The sequence below is a fragment of the Actinomycetospora rhizophila genome (assembly GCF_042657905.1).
GTDB classification, from domain to species: Bacteria; Actinomycetota; Actinomycetes; order Mycobacteriales; family Pseudonocardiaceae; genus Actinomycetospora; species Actinomycetospora rhizophila.
The window spans coordinates 471,814-489,348 of the sequence record NZ_JBHSKG010000001.1; the positions used below are offsets into that span (position 1 = coordinate 471,814).

The 17,535-nt window shown below is 75.3% G+C and carries 14 protein-coding genes; 12 read left to right on the plus strand and 2 right to left on the minus strand.

Annotated elements, in window-relative coordinates; translation table 11 throughout:
- The first annotated feature begins 66 nt into the window (after positions 1 to 66).
- Genes ACFPK1_RS02280 through ACFPK1_RS02295 form a run of 4 tightly spaced genes read left to right on the plus strand, consistent with a single transcriptional unit; the run spans position 67 to position 2,980 of the window.
- Positions 67 to 759, plus strand: coding sequence for an SDR family NAD(P)-dependent oxidoreductase (locus ACFPK1_RS02280; RefSeq protein ID WP_378019263.1), 693 nt, complete (start codon positions 67 to 69; stop codon positions 757 to 759).
- Positions 756 to 1,799 carry an S-adenosylmethionine:tRNA ribosyltransferase-isomerase gene (locus ACFPK1_RS02285; protein ID WP_378019264.1) on the plus strand — a complete coding sequence of 348 codons (1,044 nt, stop codon included), beginning with the start codon at positions 756 to 758 and terminating at the stop codon, positions 1,797 to 1,799. Before ACFPK1_RS02280 ends, ACFPK1_RS02285 begins: the two co-directional genes overlap by 4 nt.
- Positions 1,796 to 2,161: a hypothetical protein gene (locus ACFPK1_RS02290; RefSeq protein ID WP_378019265.1), complete on the plus strand. Its 366-nt coding sequence runs from the start codon at positions 1,796 to 1,798 to the stop codon at positions 2,159 to 2,161. The genes ACFPK1_RS02285 and ACFPK1_RS02290 overlap by 4 nt, the downstream gene beginning before the upstream one ends.
- Positions 2,162 to 2,194: 33 nt before the next feature.
- Entirely contained in the window at positions 2,195 to 2,980 is a 786-nt protein-coding gene (locus ACFPK1_RS02295; RefSeq protein ID WP_378019266.1) for a MerR family transcriptional regulator, read from the plus strand.
- On the opposite strand, the gene ACFPK1_RS02300 is transcribed toward ACFPK1_RS02295, so the two are convergent.
- Positions 2,892 to 3,557, minus strand: a complete 666-nt coding sequence (locus ACFPK1_RS02300) for a VC0807 family protein (protein ID WP_378019267.1) — start codon at positions 3,555 to 3,557, stop codon at positions 2,892 to 2,894. The genes ACFPK1_RS02295 and ACFPK1_RS02300 overlap by 89 nt on opposite strands.
- A gap of 132 nt (positions 3,558 to 3,689) precedes the next feature.
- Between ACFPK1_RS02300 and ACFPK1_RS02305 the strand changes: the two genes are divergently transcribed.
- From ACFPK1_RS02305 to ACFPK1_RS02320, 4 genes are all read left to right on the plus strand, one after another.
- The gene (locus tag ACFPK1_RS02305; RefSeq protein ID WP_378019268.1) at positions 3,690 to 4,832 is read left to right on the plus strand and encodes a sensor histidine kinase; all 1,143 of its coding nucleotides are present in this window, start codon (positions 3,690 to 3,692) and stop codon (positions 4,830 to 4,832) included.
- On the plus strand, positions 4,829 to 5,482 hold the full coding sequence (locus tag ACFPK1_RS02310; RefSeq protein ID WP_465252215.1) for a response regulator: 654 nt from the start codon (positions 4,829 to 4,831) through the stop codon (positions 5,480 to 5,482). The genes ACFPK1_RS02305 and ACFPK1_RS02310 overlap by 4 nt, the downstream gene beginning before the upstream one ends.
- A gap of 164 nt (positions 5,483 to 5,646) precedes the next feature.
- Entirely contained in the window at positions 5,647 to 5,979 is a 333-nt protein-coding gene (locus ACFPK1_RS02315; RefSeq protein ID WP_378019270.1) for a hypothetical protein, read from the plus strand.
- 5 nt (positions 5,980 to 5,984) lie between these two features.
- Positions 5,985 to 6,548, plus strand: a complete 564-nt coding sequence (locus ACFPK1_RS02320; RefSeq protein WP_378019271.1) for a DUF3558 domain-containing protein — start codon at positions 5,985 to 5,987, stop codon at positions 6,546 to 6,548.
- 90 nt (positions 6,549 to 6,638) lie between these two features.
- On the opposite strand, the gene ACFPK1_RS02325 is transcribed toward ACFPK1_RS02320, so the two are convergent.
- Positions 6,639 to 7,577 carry a zinc-binding dehydrogenase gene (locus ACFPK1_RS02325; RefSeq protein ID WP_378019272.1) on the minus strand — a complete coding sequence of 313 codons (939 nt, stop codon included), beginning with the start codon at positions 7,575 to 7,577 and terminating at the stop codon, positions 6,639 to 6,641.
- A gap of 128 nt (positions 7,578 to 7,705) precedes the next feature.
- Between ACFPK1_RS02325 and recC the strand changes: the two genes are divergently transcribed.
- The 4 genes from recC (at position 7,706) to ACFPK1_RS02345 (ending at position 17,532) form a co-directional block, all read left to right on the plus strand.
- Complete coding sequence (gene recC / locus ACFPK1_RS02330; RefSeq protein ID WP_378019273.1) at positions 7,706 to 10,933, plus strand: exodeoxyribonuclease V subunit gamma; 3,228 nt, start codon at positions 7,706 to 7,708, stop codon at positions 10,931 to 10,933.
- Positions 10,930 to 14,316: a UvrD-helicase domain-containing protein gene (locus ACFPK1_RS02335; RefSeq protein WP_378019274.1), complete on the plus strand. Its 3,387-nt coding sequence runs from the start codon at positions 10,930 to 10,932 to the stop codon at positions 14,314 to 14,316. The genes recC and ACFPK1_RS02335 overlap by 4 nt, the downstream gene beginning before the upstream one ends.
- The gene (gene recD / locus ACFPK1_RS02340; protein ID WP_378019275.1) at positions 14,313 to 16,160 is read left to right on the plus strand and encodes an exodeoxyribonuclease V subunit alpha; all 1,848 of its coding nucleotides are present in this window, start codon (positions 14,313 to 14,315) and stop codon (positions 16,158 to 16,160) included. The genes ACFPK1_RS02335 and recD overlap by 4 nt, the downstream gene beginning before the upstream one ends.
- Before the next feature lie 88 nt (positions 16,161 to 16,248).
- Positions 16,249 to 17,532 carry an SLC13 family permease gene (locus ACFPK1_RS02345; protein WP_378019276.1) on the plus strand — a complete coding sequence of 428 codons (1,284 nt, stop codon included), beginning with the start codon at positions 16,249 to 16,251 and terminating at the stop codon, positions 17,530 to 17,532.
- Positions 17,533 to 17,535 lie beyond the last annotated feature (3 nt).

The window sequence follows — 17,535 nt, forward strand, 5'->3', positions numbered from 1 at the left end:
GTCGGTGGGGTTTCGCGGAATCCGGCGCTTGACCTGCACCTTCGTTCAGGTCGCACGGTCGAGGACATGACCGCACAGCAGCCCACAGCCCTCGTCACCGGAGCCTCGCGCGGACTCGGGCGCGCGCTCACCGCCGACCTCGCGAACGACGGCTGGCGGGTCGTCGTCGACGCCCGGCACGGCGACCAGCTCGCCGACGCCGTCGCCGGCCTGCCCGGCGTCGTCGACGTCCCCGGCGACGTCGCCGACCCCGCGCACCGCACCGTCCTCGCGGAGGCCGCCGACGACCTCGGCGGTCTCGACCTCCTCGTCCTCAACGCGAGCCTGCTCGGCCCGAGCCCGCAGCCCGAGCTCGCCGACTACCCGCTCGACGTGCTCGAACAGGTCTACCGCGTCAACGTCCTCGCCCCGCTCGGCCTCGTCCAGGCGCTGCGCGCGCTGCTGCGCCCCGGCGCCCGGATCCTCGCCATCACCTCCGACGCGGGCGCCGAGGCGATGGCCGGCTGGGGCGGGTACGGCAGCTCGAAGGCCGCGCTCGAGCACCTCGGCGCCGTGCTCGCCGTCGAGAACCCGCAGTGGCGCGTGCACGTCGTCGATCCCGGCGACATGCGCACCGTCATGCACCAGGAGGCGTTCCCGGGCGAGGACATCAGCGACCGCCCGGAGCCCGAGACCGTCGTCCCCGCCCTGCGCGCCCTGATCGGCGGTGACCACCCGAGCGGCCGCTACCGGGCCGCGGACCTGGTGGTGACGGCATGACCGTCGTCCCGATGACCTCGTTCCTCCTGCCGCCCGGTGCCGAGGCGCACGAGCCGCCGGAGCACCGCGGACTCGCGCGTGACGGGGTGCGCCTGCTCGTGGCGCGCCCCGGGGTCGTCGAGCACCGCCGCTTCGACGGGCTCGCCGACGTCCTCGACCCCGGCGACCTGCTCGTCGTCAACACCTCCGCGACGCTCCCGGCCGCCCTCGACGTCCGCCACCACGACGGACGCGCGATGACCCTGCACGTCGCGACCGCGCTGGACGACGGCGACTGGGTGGTCGAGCCGCGGCGCCCCGACGGCCCCGAGACCGACGTCGCGGCCGGCGACCGGCTCGGCCCGCCCGGGCTCGTCCTGACACTCGTCGCGCCCTACCCGGACGAGCACGCGCCGCGCCGGCTGTGGCGGGCGCGCCCGTGGCCGCCGGTGAGCCGGATCGGCTACCTGGCGACCTACGGGCGTCCCATCGCCTACGGCCACCTCGCCGGCCGGTTCCCGCTCGCGGACCACCAGACCGTGTACGCCACCGTGCCGGGCAGCGCGGAGATGCCGAGCGCGGGCCGACCGCTGTCCGAGCGGCTGCTCGTGCGGCTGATGGCGCGCGGCATCACGATCGCGCCGCTGGTGCTGCACGCCGGGGTGTCGAGCCCTGAGAAGCACGAGCCGCCGTCGCCCGAGCCCTACACGGTCCCGGCGGCCACGGCGCGGCTGGTGAACTCGGCGCACGGGGCCGGCGCGCGGGTCGTGGCGGTCGGGACGACCGTGGTGCGCGCGCTGGAGACCGTCGCCGCGCCCGACGGGACCGTGTCCCCGGGACACGGGTGGACCGACCTCGTCCTCGGCGCCCACCGCCCGGCCCGCACGGTCACCGGCCTGATCTCCGGGCTGCACGAGCCGGAGGCGAGCCACCTCGCCCTGCTCGAGGCGGTGGCCGGCCCGGCGCTGGTCGGGGAGACGTACGCGGCGGCGGTCGCCGCGCGCTACCGCTGGCACGAGTTCGGCGACTCGACGCTGCTGCTGCCGGGGGAGGAACCGTGAGGTCCACCCGGCACGCGCCCCTGCTGCTGCACAACACCATGCGGATCACCGACGGCCACCTCGACGACTTCCGGGCCGCGGTCGAACGGGCCGTCGCGTTCGTCGAGGACCACGGCCCGCAGCTCGCGGTCCAGGTGTTCGTCGACGAGGAGCGCCTGCTCGCCCACAGCTTCCAGCTCTACCCCGACTCCGCCGCGATGGTGCGGCACTGGGAGCTGTCCGACCCCTACATCGCGGACGTCATGGAGCACTGCTCGGTCGAACGCCTGGAAATGTACGGCGAACCCGAGGCGGACGTCGTCGGGGACTTCCGGCCGGACGTGCTCGTGCCCCGGCTCGTCGGGTTCGTGCGGGAGACTTGACCCTCACGCGACGGAAGGGCCGAGGGTGGTCCCATGACCGAGACGGCAGCGGGGACGACCACCTGGACGGTGGGGCAGGTCGCCGAGCGTTCCGGGGTGACGGTGCGGACCCTGCACCACTACGACGAGATCGGGCTGCTGCGTCCGAGCCGTCGCAGTGCGGCGGGGTACCGGCTCTACACCGAGGACGATCTCGTGCGCCTGCAGCACGTCGTCGTGTACCGCCGGCTCGGGTTCTCGCTCGAGGAGACGGCGGTGCTCCTCGACGACCCCGACGCCGACGTCGCCGCGCACCTGCGCCGGCAGCGGGCCGAGGTCATGTCCCGGCTGGACGAGCTCGCCGAGCTCGTCACGGCCATCGACCGAGCCCTGGAGGCAGAAGTGTCCGGAATCCAGCTCACGCCCGACGAGCAGCGGGAGCTGTTCGGTGAGGGCTTCAAGGAGGAGTACCAGCAGGAGGCCCAGGAGCGCTGGGGCGACACCGACGCGTGGCGCCAGTCGCAGCAGCGCACCGCCCAGTACACGAAGGCCGACTGGGAGGCGATGAAGGCGGAGACGGACGACGTCAACGCCCGCTTCGTCGCCCTCCTGGAGGCCGGCGAGCCGGCCGACGGCGAGGGCGCCATGGACGTCGCGGAGGCCCACCGGCAGCACATGGCGCGGTGGTTCTTCGACTGCTCACCCGAGTTCCACGCGTGCATCTCGGAGATGTACGTGTCCGACCCGCGGTTCACGAAGACGTACGAGGACCAGGCGACGGGGCTGGCGCAGTACGTCCGCGACGCGATCCACGCGAACGCGGCGCGGCAGGGAACATGACCGACCAGTAGCCGGCGCGGCGCAGCAGGACGTGGGTCGGCACCTGGAGCAGGACCAGGCTGACCACCCCGAGCGCCGCGCCGAGCACCGGCACGACGGGGACCGGCAACGCGTAGGCCATCACCACCCGCAGGGCGCCGTCGACGAGACCGACCACGCCCCACGTCGCCGTGATCGACCGCCAGACCCGGCGGAACGCGGCGTCGCCCGCCCACAGGTCCTCCATGAGCTCCGCTCGGCGCGGGAGCAGGGTCTGGGTGACGGTGAGGCAGAACGGGCGGCCCCGGAGCGTGAGCAGCATCCAGCCGCCGAACGGTGCGCTGACCAAGGCGTCGCGGGCGAGCAGTTCGCGGGGGTTGCCGGTCAGCAGCGCCGACACCAGGCCCGCGACCACGGCGATCAGGGTCAGGACGGCGATCGGGGGGAGGCGCCGGTCGCGCACGACGGTGACGACGAGGTGCGCCAGCGGCGGGAGAGCGCTCGCGGTCAGCGCGACGAGGTCGTCGACGCCGAGGGCGTGGAGGACGTAGTAGACGACCAGCGGACCGGCGACGTCGAGCAGGACGGTGGCTCTCATGCCGGGCACCGTCGCCCGGCGGGCCGCCCGGTCGCGTCGGGCGCGGGCACGCCGCGGGTGGCCGGAGGTCGGGGTCGGGGTGGACTTCGGTCGGATGCCCCGGCGTCGGCGCCCGACCTAGTGTCCTGACCCGTGACCGCGACCTGCCCGCCCGACCGCCACCCCGAGCGGTGGGCGGCGTGGACGACGGGCGCGGTGGTGCTGGTCCTCGGCGGCCTCACCCTGATCAGCCGGACGGACGTCCGGGCCTCGACCCTCGCCACCGCCGTCGACGCCGGGGCCACGCTGGTCGCCTGCGCGCTGGTGCCGCTGCTCATCCGCCGGCCTGTGGCGGGGGCGCTCGCGATGGCCATGCTGGCCGCGTTCTCGCCGGCGGCGACCCCGGCGGCGACGATCGGCGTGCTGCGGGTGGCGACGGTGCGCCCGCTCGGGACCGCGATCGCGGTGGGGGCGGCCGGCGTCGTCGCGCACGCGGTGCAGGGACTGGTCCGCCCGATCCCCGGGCTGCCCTACGGCTGGCTGCTGGTGATCGACGTCGTCACCCACGCCGCGCTGGTCGCGTGGGGTGCGCTGGTGCGGTTGCGGACGGCCGCCCGCGACGAGGAACGTCGGCGGGCCGAGGAGGAGCAGGCCGCGCGGATCGCCGCGGCGCGCCGGCAGGAGCGCGCGACGATCGCCCGCGAGATGCACGACGTGCTCGGTCACCGGCTCTCGCTGGTCGCTGCGTCGGCCGGGGCGCTGGAGTACCGGCCCGACGCGCCCGCCGAGCAGATCGCGCGCGCGGCCGGCGTCGTCCGGGCCGGCGCGCACCAGGCGCTGGAGGAGCTGCGGGAGGTGATCGGGGTGCTGCGCGCGGACGAGCTCGTGGGTGCCGACGGGGAGGCGCCCCCGCAGCCGACGGCGGCGGACATCCCGGCGCTGGTCGAGGAGTCGCGGGACGCGGGGGCGTCGGTCGCGCTGTCGTCCTCGGTCGTCGGCGAGGTGCCCGAGACCCTCGGCCGCACCGCGTACCGGATCGTCCAGGAGGGGCTGACCAACGCGCGCAAGCACGCGTCGGGGGTCCCCGTGTCGGTGGTCGTCGCGGGGGCGGCGGGGGAGGTGCTGCGGGTCGAGGTCGTCAACCGCCTGCCGGCCGGGACCGTTGCTCGCGACGGGCGCGGCACGGGCCTGGTCGGGCTCGCCGAGCGGGCCGCGTCGGTGGGCGGGCGCCTCGAGCACGAGGAGACCGCCGACGGCGAGTTCCGCCTGTCCGCCGAACTACCGTGGCCCGCGTGAGCTCCCCGGAGATCCGCGTGCTCGTGGTCGACGACGACGCCCTCGTGCGGAGCGCGCTGACGATGATGCTCGACGGCGCGGACGGCATCCGCGTGGCCGGCGAGGCGGCCGACGGGGACGAGGTGCCGGCCCTCGTCGACGCCCACGCCCCGCACGTCGTGCTGATGGACCTGCGCATGCCGCGTGTCGGCGGCCTGGCGGCGACGAAGCGGGTGCGCGAGCGCCCCGACCCGCCCGAGGTCCTCGTGCTCACGACCTTCGACAGCGACGAGAACGTCCTGCACGCCCTGCGCGCCGGGGCCGGCGGCTTCCTGCTCAAGGACACGCCGCCGGCCCAGATCGTCGAGGCCGTGCAGCGCGTGGCGGCGGGCGACCCGGTGCTCTCGCCGACGGTCACCCGGCGCCTGATGGACCGCGCCGGCGCCGACGCGAGCGATCGGGAGCGTGCCCGCGCGGCCCTGCGGTCGCTGTCCGAGCGGGAGTACGACGTGGCGGTGGCCATCGCGCGCGGGCGCTCGAACGCCGAGATCGCGGCCGAGGCGTACATGAGCCTGTCGACGGTGAAGGCGCACGTGTCGCACGTGCTCGCGAAACTGGACCTGGAGAACCGCACCCAGGTCGCGCTGCTGGTGCACGACGCGGAGCGGTGAGTCCGCCGTCCAGGAGTGACCGAGATCGGCGTCTCGGTGACGATGCCTGTCAGATCTGCGGGCTTCCGTCACCGAAATCGCGATCTTGGCCGAACCGCACCCGCGAGCAGTGGCTGGTCGCTAGCGTGACCAGGCGTCGGGCGAGTGCGGGGAGGGGTGGCGGCGTGACCCAACCGGTGCCCGTCGGCGGCGGCTCGTTCGAGGTCGACATCTCCCGCGCGCCGGAGGCGATCCGGGAGTTGGAGCAGGCCAAGGTCGAACTCGAGGGCATCAAGCGTGACGCGTTCTATCTGGGCCAGATGGCACCTCCGACGAACGACCTCGTCACCCGGGACGCCGCTCGCGTGCTCGGCGACAAGGCGGCGTTCGGGCCGACCTCGTTCATCAGCGCCGTGACTCAGGGCATCGAAGAGATCACGCGGATGATCGAGGCCTTGCAGCTCAGCTTCGCGGAGTACGAGCGGAGCGACGACGAGGCTCGGTCGGGGTTGTCGTAGGCGTGGTGATCGCTCGGATCGTCGTTCTCCTGTTGCTGTTCAGTGCGGCGGCGTGCGCGCAGCCGGCCGGTCCTGACAGCTCGACGCCGTCGAACGGTCGACACGGGGCACCACTACCGTCCGATCCTCGCGACGTGCGCCCGTTGTCGGCCGACCCCTGCAGCGCGCTCGAGCCGAGCCAGTTGCTCGACCTAGGCTTGCGAGTCCAGGGCGAGGTCGTAGTCCTCCCCACCAACGAGAGATCGTGCGAGTGGCGGGGAGCGGACGGTTCCCCGCACGTCAACCTCGGGATCGCAGGGGATCGCGACATCCTCGTCGACACGTACAGGGTCCGTCAGCTCGCCGTGTTCCGACCAACGACGATCGGAGGCCTGCCGGGCTCGGTCGAGCAGACAGCGGAAGGCTCGATCTCCTGCAACGTCACAGTGGGGACCGCGGATGGGCAGGGCTTCCTCGTCATCTATGACGCCGAATTGGGTGCTGATGGTCAGCCCCTCGATCCCTGCGGCCGGGCCAGGTACATCGCGGAGCAGACGGTCGCCGCTCTTCCACCTCTCCCCGGCAAGTAGGTCCCACAACCCGTGTCCCGAGGACACGGGTCCGCGTCCTGGCCTTCCGGTCCTCGGCCACTCGAGGTCGCCGACGACCCTGCCTCCCCCTCACGGCACCAGCAGCGTCTTCCCGATTGCTGCGCGCGCCGCGATCGCGGCGTGCGCGTCGGCCGCGCGCGCCAAGGGGAACGTCTGGCCGATCACCGGCCGGTACTGCCCCGACGCGGCCTCGGACAGGGTCCGCTCGACCAGTTCGCGCCGGTGCGCGCGTGACAGGCGGGGCAGGTCGGTCAGGCCGATCACCGTCACGCCCCGGCGCGCAGCAGACGCCGGGTCCGGTGATGCGAACTCCCCGCCGGCCGTCCCGTACGACACGAACCGCCCGCCGTCGGCCACCAGCTCGAACGCCGCCCGTCCCAGCGTCCCGCCGGCGCCGTCGAGCACGGCGTCGACCGGCGCCACGCCGTCCGTCCACGTCGGCGAGCCGTAGTCGACGACCGAGGCCGCGCCCAGCGAGCGCACCAGCGACGTCTTCGCCTCCCCGCGCGCCGCACCGACCACCTGCACGCCCCGGCGCACCAGCTCCTGCACCAGCAGCACCCCGGCACCGCCGGCAGCCGCGGTGACGAGGACGCGCCTGCCCGACACGAAGGACAGCAATGACTGCAGCGTCGGCCCGTCGTGCACCAAGGCCACGGCCTGCTGGTCCGAGAGCCCCGCGGGCACGGGGATCAGCTCCGACTCGGCCACGGCCGCCCGTGAGGCGTAGCCGCCGACCGGGATCTCGGAGCCGCCCACGTCCTGCTTCGTGTCGGCGACGACGCGCCGACCCTCGACCCGTCCCACCACCCCGCTGCCGGGCACGTACGGCGGCCGGACGGGGAAGAAATCGTCGCCCCACCCCGCCCGCAGCAGGGTGTCCAGGAACATCACGTCGCAGGCGGTCACCTCGACCACCGCCTCGCCCGGTCCGGGCGACGGGTCAGCGACCGTCGCCGGCCTCAGCACCTCGGGTCCACCGAACCTCTCGACCTGCACCACGTCCATGTCCCGAGGCTCGACGCTGAACAACGGTCGAGGTCAAGCGACACGGGTGACCGGGGAGCAGCGTCGTCGGACTCCTCGTCTAGCGTCGGACGCGTCGGGAGATCGGGTCGGCAGGGGGAGGTGCGGGCGTGCTGCACGTGCACCGGGCCGAGCGTGCCGATCGGCTCGTCGAGGCCCTGGCCGACGTGCTCGCCGACCCGCTGGACGACCCCTTCGAGCCCGAGCTCGTGGCCGTGCCGACGCGCGGGATCGAGCGCTGGCTGGCCCAGCGTCTCGCCCACCGGCTGGGGGTCACGGGCGGCGACGACGGGGTGTGCGCCAACGTCGTGTTCCCCTCGCCCGGCGAGGTCGTGGCCCGGGTGCTCGCCCTTCCCGACGACGACCCGTGGCGGCCCGAGCGGCTGGTCTGGCCGCTGCTGGAGACCATCGACGAGTGCGCCGAGGAGTCGTGGTGCGCGCCGCTGGGGACGTTCCTCGGCGTCGTCGGCGACACCACCGGCACCCGGCGCGGGCGACGCTTCGCCGCCGCCCGCCACCTCGCGCGGCTGTTCACCCGCTACGCCGACCACCGGCCCGCGCTGGTCCGCGCCTGGGCGGCGGGCGACGACGCGGGCACACCCGACGACCTGCGGTGGCAGCCCGAGCTGTGGCGCCGGCTGCGTGCCCGCCTCGACGCGGCGAGCCCCGCCGAGACCGTCGCGACGATCGAACCTCCGCGAGAATTCCCGCGACGGCTCTCCCTCTTCGGCGCCACCCGGCTCTCCGACACCGAGCTCGCCGTCCTCGACGCCCTCGCCGCCGACCACGAGGTCCACCTCTGGCTGCCGCACCCCTCGCCGGCGCTCTGGACGGGACTCGAGGGGCGTGACGCCGACCGGCGCGCCGACGACTCCAGCGCGCAGGCCGTCGCCCACCCCCTGCTCGCGAGCCTCGGGCGCGACGTCCGCGAGCTGCAGCTGCGCCTCACGCGCCTCGCCCACACCGACCACCACCACGCCGCCGCGGACGCGCCGACCACCCTGCTCGCGCGCCTCCAGGACGACCTGCGCCACGATCGCGCGCCGTCCGCGCAGCCGGCCACCGACGACGGCAGCATCCGCATCCACCGCTGCCACGGCCCGGACCGCCAGGTCGAGGTGCTGCGCGAGACGATCCTGGGTCTGCTGCGCGCCGACCCGACGCTCGAGCCGCGCGACGTCATCGTCCTGTGCCCCGACATCGAGACGTTCGCGCCGCTGGTCACCGCGTGCTTCGGGGCCGGCGACGGTGAGGAGGCCGCGCACCCCGGCCACCGGCTGCGGGTCCGGCTCGCCGACCGCTCGCTGCGCGAGGTCAACCCGCTCTTCGGCACGCTCGCGACGCTGCTCGACCTCGCCGACGCGCGCGTCACGGCCTCCCAGCTGCTCGACCTCGCCGAGTCCGACCCGGTGCGGCGCCGCTTCCGCTTCGACGACGAGGACCTGCCGCGCCTGCGCGAGCTCGCCGAGCGCTCCGGGGTCCGCTGGGGGCTCGACGCGCCCCACCGCGCGGCGTTCTCGCTCGCCCGCTTCCCGGAGAACACCTGGTCGCAGGGCCTCGACCGGCTGCTGGTCGGCGTGGCCATGTCGGCCGACGGTGGCGACTGGCTGGGCGACGCGTTGCCGCTGGACGAGGTCGACTCGGGCGACGTCGAGCGCGTCGGACGCCTCGGGGAGCTGGCCGACCGCGTCGGGGCCGTGATCGAGGGCCTGCGCGGCGAGAAGCCCCTCACCGCGTGGATCGCCGCGCTGCGCCTCGGGCTCGACGGGCTCACCGCGACCGTCCCCGCCGACGCCTGGCAGCTCGCGCAGGCCCGCGGCGAGCTCACCGCGGTGCTCGAGAGCGCGCGGCACGACCCCGCCATGACGCTGCACGACGTCCGCGCGGTGCTCGCCGACCGCCTGGCCGGGCGCCCGACGCGCGCCAACTTCCGCACCGGCACGCTGACCGTGGCGACGCTGATGCCGATGCGCTCGGTGCCCCACCGCGTGGTGTGCCTGCTCGGCATGGACGACCAGGTGTTCCCCCGCGAGACGCGCGCCGACGGCGACGACGTCCTCGCGCGCGACCCGCGCGTCGGCGAGCGCGACCCCGCCGCCGAGGACCGCCAGCTGCTGCTCGACGCCATCGTCGCCGCCACCGACCACCTCGTCGTCGTCCACTCCGGCGCCGACGAGCGCACCGGCGCCGACCGGCCGCCGGCGGTGCCGATCGGCGAGCTGCTCGACACCCTGGACGCGAGCTTCGACTTCGGCGACGACGTGCGGGCCCGCCACCACCTCACCCGGCGCAACCCCCTGCAGCCGTTCGACGCGGACGACTTCGACGCGCGCGCCCCGTTCTCCTTCGACGGCGCCGCGCTCGCCGGCACGCGGGCCCTGCGCCGCGAGCGCAGCGCTCCTGTCCCGTTCCTGCCCGGCCCGCTGCCGGCCCGCCCCGGCGGGGTGCTCGACCTCGAGGACCTCGCCCGGTTCGTCGAGCACCCGGTGCGCGCCTTCCTGCGCCAGCGCCTCGGGGTGTTCGCGCGCGGCGAGGAGGAGGAGACCGTCGAGGCGGTGCCGGTCGAGCCCGACGGGCTGGCGCGGTGGGCGATCGGCGAGCGCCTGCTGCGCGACCGCCTCGCGGGTCGCGACGTCACCGCCTGCATGGAGGGCGAGCGCCGGCGCGGCGAGCTGCCGCCGGGACCGCTGGGCGACCGGCTCGTCCGGGAGCTCGGGGGCCAGGCCGAGCCGCTGACCAGGGCGGTCGCCGAGCTGCGGACCACGGCCGCGGTCGACGTCGACGTCACCACCGACAGCCTCGTCGGGTCGGTCGGCGGGGTGCACGACACGACGCTGGTGACGGTGACGTTCTCGCGGCTCGCGCCGAAGCACCGGCTGCGCGCGTGGGTCGGCCTGCTCGCGCTCACCGCCGCGCACCCCGAACGGCCGTGGCGCGCGGTCACGGTCGGGCGCGGCGGGCGGGACACCCCGACCTCGGTGTCGACGCTCGGGCCGCTCGAGCCCGAGGTGGCGCAGAAGGTCCTCGCCGACCTGCTCGCCCTGCACGCCGACGGCATGCTCGAGCCGCTGCCGCTGATGTGCCGGACGTCGGAGGCCTACGCGCAGGCGCGCGCCACCAAGGGCGACATCGCGGCGATGAACCGCGCCCGCGACCGGTGGACCGACCGCTTCGGCTCCGAGCAGGACGACCCCGCCCACGTGCTGGTCTGGGGCCGCCGGCGCGCCCTCGACGACCTCGTCGGCCCCGCCGACGGTGACGCGCCGAGCCGCTTCGCCGGGCTCGCGACGCGACTGTGGACCCCGATCCGCGAGACCGAGGAGCTGGCGGCCCGGTGACCGCGACCCTGGAGGCACCGACCTCGTTCGACGTCTGCGGCCCGCTGCCCACCGGCACGACCGTCCTCGAGGCCAGCGCCGGCACCGGCAAGACGTTCACGATCGCCGCGCTCGCCGCCCGCTACGTCGCCGAGGGTCACGCGACGCTCCCGCAGGTCATGCTCGTGACCTTCGGGCGCGAGGCCACCCGCGAGCTGCGCGAACGCGTCCGCGAGCGCTTCGTCCGCACCGAGCGGGGGCTGGCCGACCCGGCGAAGGCGCGAGCCGGGGACGACCCCGTGACGAGGCTGCTCGCGGAGGCCGACGACACCGAGGTCGCCACGCGCCGCGCCCGGCTCACCGCGGCGCTCGCGGGCTTCGACGCCGCGACGATCGCGACCACCCACCAGTTCTGCCAGGACATGCTCACCGGGCTGGGCATCGTCGGCGACACCGATCCCGACGGCACGTTCGTCGAGCGCATCGACGACGTGGTGACCGAGGTCGTCGACGACTTCTACCTGCGCAAGTACGCCGTGCCCGGCGCGCCCGCGCCCCACTTCGACCGCACGGTGGCGCTGGAGATCGGCCGCGCCGTCGTCAACGACCCGTCGGCCGGGATCGCCCCCGAGCAGGACCTCGACGGCCCGGCCGGCGCGCGGGCGTCGTTCGCGCGCGCCGTGCGCCAGGAGGTCGAGAAGCGCAAGCGGCGGCGTCGCCTGTTCACGTTCGACGACATGCTCACCCGGCTGCGCAACGCGCTCACCGACCCGCAGCTCGGCGAGGCGGCGTGCCACCGCCTGCGGGAGCGGTTCTCGGTCGTGCTCGTCGACGAGTTCCAGGACACCGACCCGATCCAGTGGGAGATCCTGCGGGTCGCCTTCCACGGGCACAGCGCCCTGACGTTCATCGGCGACCCCAAGCAGGCGATCTACGCGTTTCGCGGCGCCGACGTCGTCAGCTACCTGCAGGCCGTCGACTCGGCGGGCACCAGGTCCGGGCTCGGGATCAACTGGCGCAGCGACGCGCCGCTGGTCCGCGCACTCGAGAAGATCTTCAATGGTGCGGCGCTGGGCGACGAGAAGATCGTCGTGCCGCCGGTCGCGTCCGCCCACCCGCAGCGCCGGCTCGTCGGGGCGCCGCGGCCGGCGCCGTTCCGGTTGCGGGTGCTGCCCCGCGAAGGCCTGCGCAGCCGCTTCAGCAACAGCCTGCCGATCGTCGCTGGTGTGCGCGAGAAGGTCGCCGCCGACCTCGCCGCCGACATCGCCGAGCTGGTCGCCGCCGACTCGCGCTGGGAGGAGCGGGGGCGCAAGGACCCGACCCTGGGTCCCGGTGACATCGCCGTGCTGGTGCGCACCAACGCCAACGCGAACCTCGTGCGCGAGGCCCTCACCGCGGCGGGCATCCCGTCCGTGCTCGCCGGTGCCACCAGCGTGTTCACCACCGAGAGCGCCGAGGAGTGGCTGACGCTGCTCGAGGCCGTCGAGCAGCCGGGGCGCCCGGCGCGGGTGCGAGCGGCCGCGCTCACCGTGTTCCTCGGCCACGCCGCGGTCGACCTCGACGCGCACGCCGACGCGGTGCTCCCCGAGGTCGGCGCCTCGCTGCGGCGCTGGGGCGCGGTCCTGCACGACCGCGGGGTCGCCGCGTTCCTCGAGGCGGTCGCGGCCGAGACGGGGCTCGCGGCGCGGGTGCTCGCGCGCGTGGACGGCGAGCGGCGCATCACCGACGTCCGCCACATCGGCCAGGTCCTGCACGCGGCGGCGGCCGAGTCGCGGCTCGGCGTCGTCGCGCTCGTCGAGTGGCTGCGGGCGCGCATGGCCGAGGCCGCGGCGGGCACCGGCGAGCTGCGGCCCGAGCGCAGCCGGCGCCTGGAGTCCGACGCCGGCGCGGTCCAGGTGCTCACGATCCACAAGTGCAAGGGCCTCGAGTACCCGGTGGTCTACGTGCCGTTCGGGTGGGACCGCTGGGTGTCCGACGAGCCGCGGGTCGTCACCCACCACGACGAGCGCGGGCGGCGGGTGCGCGCGGTCGGCGGCGAGACCGACCCCGCCTGGCGCGACCACATCGCCGCCGCGCGCGACGAGGACGACGGCGAGGACCTGCGGCTGCTCTACGTCGCGCTGACCCGCGCCCAGGGGCAGGTCGTGTGCTGGTGGGCGCCGTCGACGAACACCAAGCCCTCCGCGGTCCACCGCCTGGTCGTCGGCCGCCCCGCGCCCGGGACCAGCCCCGACCGGGCCTACCCGGTCTGGGAGGACGAGCGGGTCCTCGCGCACCTGGAGGGCCTCGCCGACGAGGACATCGCCGTCGAGCGTGTCGAGCCCCGCCGTCCCGTGCCCTACGTCCCGGCCGCCGGCGCCGCCCACCCGCTCGCCGCCGCCCCGTTCGACCGCCCCCTCGACCTCGCGTGGCGCCGCTCGTCGTACTCCTCGCTCACCGCCGGCGCCCACGGACCGGCGCCGGTCGGCAGCGAGCCCGAGGAGCGCACGCTCGCCGACGAGGCCGACCCCGACGACGAGGGCGGGGCGCCCGAGGTCGCCGACGAGGTCGAGCCCGTCCCGTCGCCCATGGCCGACCTGCCCGTCGGCCCGGCGTTCGGCACGCTCATGCACGCGGTGCTCGAGACCGTCGACACCGGGGCCGGCGACGTCCACCGCGCCCTGGTCGCGGCCGCCGGGGCCGAGCTCGCGCACCGGCCGCACGCCGAGGTCGACGCCGTGACGCTCGCCGACGCGCTGCTGCCGGTGATGACCACGCCGCTGCCGGCCGGCGGCCCCGCCACGCTCGCCGACGTCGCCCCGCGCGACCGGCTCGCCGAACTCGACTTCGAGCTGCCGCTGGCCGGCGGCGACCGCACCCGCCCGGGCGCGGGACCGGTGACCCTCGCCGCCGTCGCCGCCCTGCTGCGCCGCCACCTGCCCGCCGGCGACCCGCTCGCCGGCTATCCCGACGCCCTCGACCATCCGGGCGCCCACGGGCTCGGCGAGCAGGTCCTGCGCGGCTACCTCACCGGCAGCATCGACGGTGTGCTGCGCGGACCCGACGGCCGCTTCGCCGTCGTCGACTACAAGACCAACTGGCTCGGGCCGATCGGGCCGACGGGCCGCGCGCCGCTGACCGCGGCGCACTACGGGCCGACGGCCATGGCCACGGCGATGATCGGGTCGCACTACCCCCTGCAGGCGATCCTCTACGCGGTCGCGCTGCACCGGTTCCTGCGCTGGCGGCTGCGCGGCTACGACCCGCACACCCACCTCGGCGGGGTGCGCTACCTGTTCCTGCGCGGTATGTGCGGCCCCGACACCCCGGTCGTCGACGGCACGACGTGCGGGGTGTTCGCGTGGGACCCGCCGCCGGCGCTGGTGGTGGAGCTGTCCGCGCTGCTCGACGGGACCGCCCGGTGACCCTCGACCTGCTGGCCGAGGACGGCATCCGGTTCGCCACGCGCGCCACCGGGCTGCTCGCGGCGTTCAACGAGCGCGGCGTCCTGGCGGCCACCGACGTCCACGTCGCCCGTCGCCTCGGGCGCCTCGGCGGCGAGGGCGACGAGCAGGTCCTGCTGGCCGCCGCGCTGGTCGTGCGGGCCCTGCGCGCCGGGTCGGTGTGCCTCGACCTCGCCGCCGTCGACCGGACCGTGCTCGCCGAGGGCGACGAGGTCGTCGACACCTCCGACCTGCCCTGGCCCGACCCGGCGCCGTGGACCGCGGCGTGCCGGGCCTCGCCGCTGGTCGGCGGCGACGACGAGACGGCCACCGGGCACCCGCTGCGCCTCGTCGACGGCCTGCTCTACCTCGACCGCTACTGGCGCCAGGAGCAGCAGGTCCGCGAGACCCTGGCCCGGCGTTCCGCCGCGCCGCCGCCGACGGTCGACGCCGAGCGCCTGCGCGCCGCCCTCGACCGGCTCTACCCCGTGCGGCCCGACGCCCCCGACGACGCCCAGCGGCGCGCGGTCGCGGTCTGCACGCTGCGCTGGACCAGCGTGCTCGCCGGCGGGCCCGGCACCGGCAAGACGACCACCGTGGCCACGCTGCTCGCGGTCCTGCGCGACCAGGACCCGACCCTGCGCATCGCCCTCGCCGCGCCCACCGGCAAGGCGGCGGCCCGCATGCAGGAGGCGCTCGCCGAGGTCGACCTGCCCGCCGCCGACCGCGCGCGCATCGACGGCCTGTCGGCGTCGACGATCCACCGGCTGCTCGGCCCCGTCCACGGCTCGTCGCGCTTCCGTCACGACCGCCACCGGCACCTGCCCTTCGACGTGGTCGTCGTCGACGAGACCTCGATGGTGTCGCTGACGCTGATGGCCCGGCTGCTCGAGGCCGTGCGGCCCGACGCGCGGCTGGTGCTCGTCGGCGACCCCGACCAGCTCGCGTCGGTCGAGGCCGGCGCCGTGCTCGGCGACCTCGTCGCCGCCCCCGCCGACCCCGAGCCGGAGCTCGACCGGGCCCTCGAGCGGGTGGCCGCGCCCGGCCCGCCGGTGCGGGGCGGGGTCACCGTTCTCGACCGGACCTGGCGCTTCCACGGCACGATCGCGCGGCTGGCGGCGGCGATCCGCTCCGGCGACGCGGACGAGGCCGTCGCCGCCCTGCGCGCCGGCGAGCACGACGTGGCGTTCGTCGAGGACGCCGACCTGACCACCCGCGACCCGGGCGGGCTGGCGGAGCTGCGCGAGGACGTCGTGGGCAGCGCGGGCGAGACCGAGCTCGCGGCCCTCGACGGTGACGCCGCCCTGGCGCTCTCGCGTCTCGACGAGCACCGCCTGCTCTGCGCGCACCGCCGCGGCCCGTACGGCGTGACCCGGTGGGCGGCGGACGTCGAGCGCTGGCTCCTCGAGGCCGGGCCCGTCGCCGACCGCGACGAGGAGTGGTACCCCGGCCGCCCGCTGCTGGTGACGGTCAACGATCACGACCGCGGCATCTACAACGGCGACACCGGCGTGGTGATCGGGACCCCGCGCGGCCCGCGGGCGGCGTTCGCCCGCGGGGGCGCGCCCGTGGAGATCGCGCCGAGCCTGCTGGACGGCATCGCGACCGTCTACGCGATGACCGTGCACCGGGCGCAGGGCAGCCAGTTCGCGCGGGTCTCGGTGGTGCTGCCGCCCGCCGAGTCGCCGCTGCTCACCCGCGAGCTGCTCTACACCGCGGTGACACGCGCCCGGGTCCACGTCCGGCTCGTCGGCAGCGAGGACGCCGTGCGGGCCGCCATCGCCCGCCCGATCGGCCGGGCGTCGGGGCTGCGTCGCCGGCTCTGACCCTCACGTCGATTTGACGTGCACCCACCCGTATGGGCGAATCGTTCCCCTCGCGGGCAGGGCCGCCCGCCCGGCGGGAGGTGCGCGCATGACGGCCGTGGTCGTCTCGATCGTGGTGCTGGTGGCGATGTTCGTCATCGCGACGCTGCTGCCGGTGAACCTCGGCGCGCTGGGGTTCGTCGCCGCGGCCGGCGTCGGCGTGCTGTTGGCGGGGATGAGCCTCGACGACGTCCTCGCCGAGTTCCCGGGCGACCTGTTCCTCATCCTCGTCGGGCTGACCTACCTGTTCGCCGTCGCGCACCAGAACGGCACGGTGGACCTGCTGGTGCGCTGGTCGATGCGCCTCGTGCGGGGCCACCTCGTCGCCGCACCCTGGATCTTCTTCACGCTGTCCGCGGTGTTCTCGGCGATCGGCGCGCTGTTCGCGGTGGCGATCGTGGCGCCGCTGGCGATGCCGTTCGCTCGCCGCTACGGCGTGAACCTGCTGCTCATGGGCATGATGGTGATCCACGGATCGCTGGCGGGTGCGTTCTCGCCGATCAGCGTCTACGGGACGTTCGTGGCCGGCGTCGTCGTGCCGACCGGCATCCCGTTCAGCTCGACGACGCTGTTCCTCGCGCCGCTGGTGGTCAACGTGGTGATCGCCGGCGTGATCTTCGCGCTGCTCGGCGGCCGGAAGCTGGCCGGGGTGAAGGTGGCGCACGGGGCGCCGGCGGGGACCGACCCGGACACCGTCGTCGAGGAGGACGAGCCCGACGAGACGCCGGTCGTCGTGGGCCGTCCGCAGGTGCTGACCCTGATCGGCATCCTCGTGCTGGCCGTCGGCACGGTGGCGTTCAACCTGGACGTGGGCGTGCTCTCGCTGGCGATCGCGGTGACCCTCGGGATCCTCTGCCCGGCCGGTCACCGCGAGGCGGCCAAGGGCATCGCGTGGTCGACGGTGCTGCTGGTCTGCGGCGTGATCACCTACGTCGGCGTGCTGCAGGAGGCCGGCACGGTGGACGTCGTCGGCAACGGGATCGTGGCGCTGGGCGTGCCCCTGATCGCCGCCCTGCTGCTCTGCTACCTCGGCGGCGTGCTGTCGGCGTTCGCGTCGTCGGCGGGCATCCTCGGCGTCCTGATCCCGCTGGCGCTGCCGTTCCTCCAGCAGGGGTCGGTGAGCGCGATCGGGATGGTCGCGGCGCTGGCCGTGGCGAGCACGGTCGTCGACGTCAGCCCGTTCTCCACCAACGGCGCCCTCGTGCTCGCCTCCACCCCCGAGGACGTCGACCGCGAGGCGTTCTACCGGCGGATGCTCGTCTACAGCGGCATCGTCGTGGCGGCGGGCCCGCTGCTGGCCTGGGCGCTGCTGGTGCTGCCGGGCTGGCTGTAGGGG